Below are 2,582 nucleotides of genomic sequence, written 5' to 3' on the forward strand. Positions count from 1 at the left end.
AGCGGATTCACCACCACCGACTCCTCCGACACCCCCGAAGGCGCCGGCCGAAGCCTCTTCTCCGCCGAATCCTCCGGCTCCGAGTCACTGTTGTGGTCGAGTTGCCGCTTCTGCCCACCCTCGTCCACCGGAACGGTGACGGGGGCCGGCTCGGAAACCAGCAAGGAGTAGTGGCTCTCGGAGAGGAACAGGCGGACCTCTCCATTGGTCGCGGGGGCACCGGCTATCGGCACCACGGGGTGCCAGTTGACCCCGTCGAAGATGTTCAACCGCACCCCCAATACCGAGGCGACGATCGACGGGATCAGGTCCCCGTTGGACCCCGCCCACCACCCCTGGGACTGGGCCATCCAGCGAAGGTCCCCGAAGGTCGACCCGTGCTCGGTCGCGAATGCGGTGACCAGCTCCCGGTTCTGGTTGATCCATTCGGTGACGTGGGCGCGCATCTGCAACGCGTCAGCGAACCAGTACAGCTGCTGGTTGACGGAGTTGTAGAGACAGTCCCCGTCACGGGGCACGTCTTGGATCCGGTAGCCCTCGGCGGCCACGAGCGCATTGTTATGGGACGCGCGGTGGTACGACCAAAGTCCGGGCAGCTTGGGCAACCCGTTGGTGACCATCCATTGGTACATCTGCTCGGGGGAGGCGTTGGCGAACTCCGGCTTGTCCTTGAAGAAGTAGTCGAGCTCGCCGATGTAGCCCTCCACCCACGGTTCGCTGCCCGAAGACCTCAGGAACTCCTGGCGCAGCTTCTCGTACCGGTTCCGCAGGTGCTGGACGCGGTTGGCGGCGAACTGCCCGGCGTCGAGCGGCCGGTCACCCGGAAGCCCCAGCTCCGCGCGGATCTTGCGCAGCGCCTCGTAGTCGAAGCCGCGTTCCCCGGCGTAGACCTCCACGGGCTTGCGCCACAGGGCGGTCTCGCCCCGCGGCTGGTGACCGCGGTCGACCGTGCCCGACGGCTGAATCTCGTTCTTTCCCGCCGGCGCGTTGCCCATGCCCCGCTCACCCGCCGGCAGGAAGGAGCCGTGTTTCGCGTCGAACTGGGTGGTGTACTTGCCGGACGCGGTGGGCGGGAAGTCGATCGTCACGCGCTCGTAGCCTGGCGCCTTGCCTCCGAGTGCGGCCCTGCCGGTGCTGTAGTCCAGGTGCCACCGCTCCATCCGCGCCCGTCCGCTGGAGCCCACCTCCTCCAGGTACGTGACGTCGTGGCCGAGCAGCGCGGCGGCTTCCAGGTTGCCGGAGCGGGCCCCGAGGTGGTTCATGTCGTACCGGCGGTTCAGGAAGTCGTACAGCCTCAGCTGCCCGGTCCTGAGGTTCTCCGTCCAGACGGAGGGGTCCGATCCGCCGTCCCTCCAGAAGCCGGTGATGTGGTGGATGGTGTCGATCCCGAGCTCCTCGCGCATCTCCGCGACCAGTTCGTCCCACTTGGTGTTCCGGGAGGGGTGGGGGTCACCGGTGATGATCACCATGCCGTGTTCGCGGGCGAACTCTCGCAGGATCTGCCGCGCCCCCTGGAAACTCGTGTCGTGCTCCATCCGGCTGCTCAAGTCGTCCCACCGGGTTGCCTTGCCGGTGAAACGGGACCACAGCACCAGAACCTTCGAGCCCTCGGCGGGCAGCGTGATCCCACGACTCGTCAGCCAGTCGGCGATCTGCTGGTCGCGCGCGGAGGTCATCCTCCAGGCTTCGCGGACCCTCTCCCGCAGTTCGTCCGAGAAATCCTTGGAGACCTTCAAGGAGGCGAACGTGACGTCCCTGACCATCGCCTCGTAGTCCGTCTTCGAGACGGCGCCCCAGCCTTCCGCCATCTGCCCGGCCCTGCCGTCCAGCACCTCGAAGAGTCTGCCCTTGTTCATGCTCGGCACGTCCACCATGTGGATGCGGTCCGCGGGGATCCCGATGGAGCGGTAGAAGGCCTCGATCTCCCGGGACTTGTCCTTGGGGTCGACGGCGCGACCGTCCGCCGTCTGCGGCCCGCGCGCGATCATGACGTGCAGGTTCGCGTCGTTGAGCAGAGCGACCGAGATGCCGAACTGGTCACCGGACGCGTAGCCGGGCTGCTTGATGACCCGCCGACTGCCCGGCGGCAGGTGGTCGTCACCGAGCACCCTCGGTGCGACGTCGAGCGGGCCGCCCTCGTGCGAGCCGGTCCCGTGCGGGGCCGAGACCGGGTCCACCCAGACGTGCTCACGGTCATGCGGCGACGCCAACTCCCGCGCCTCATCCCAGGTCCGACCGTGCGACCCTCCGCCGGTCGGCACATCGAGGTGCCCCACGACCGACGAGATCAGCTGAAGATGCCGCTCCCGCAGACCACCCTGCCGCAAACCATCCGCCGCCGGAGCCCGATGGTCACCCAGCAGGCTGCCCTCGACCGCCGGACGGTGCGGAAGATCCACCGTCCGGTACTCGTCCCGCAGGCCGATCTGGTGGCCCAACTCGTGCGCGTAGTCGATCGGATCCGCGTCCAGCCACCAGGACTTCTGGTCCATCTCCCGGCCCCGCGAGACCAGGTCCACCGTCAGATGCGCCTGCTCACCCAGCCTGGCAGGCAACACCGTCACATGCATCCGGTCGCCATT

Annotated in this window: 1 protein-coding gene; it reads right to left on the reverse strand. The window is 67.7% G+C overall.

Features of this window, described 5'->3' with window-relative positions; genetic code table 11:
• Window positions 1–2,555 (reverse strand): OTU domain-containing protein (locus tag AC07AL_RS38505; RefSeq protein WP_478319563.1); only part of this gene is annotated, 2,555 nt, incomplete at its 3' end.
• Window positions 2,556–2,582 lie beyond the last annotated feature (27 nt).

It is taken from the genome of Kitasatospora sp. NPDC043949, from assembly GCF_056435365.1.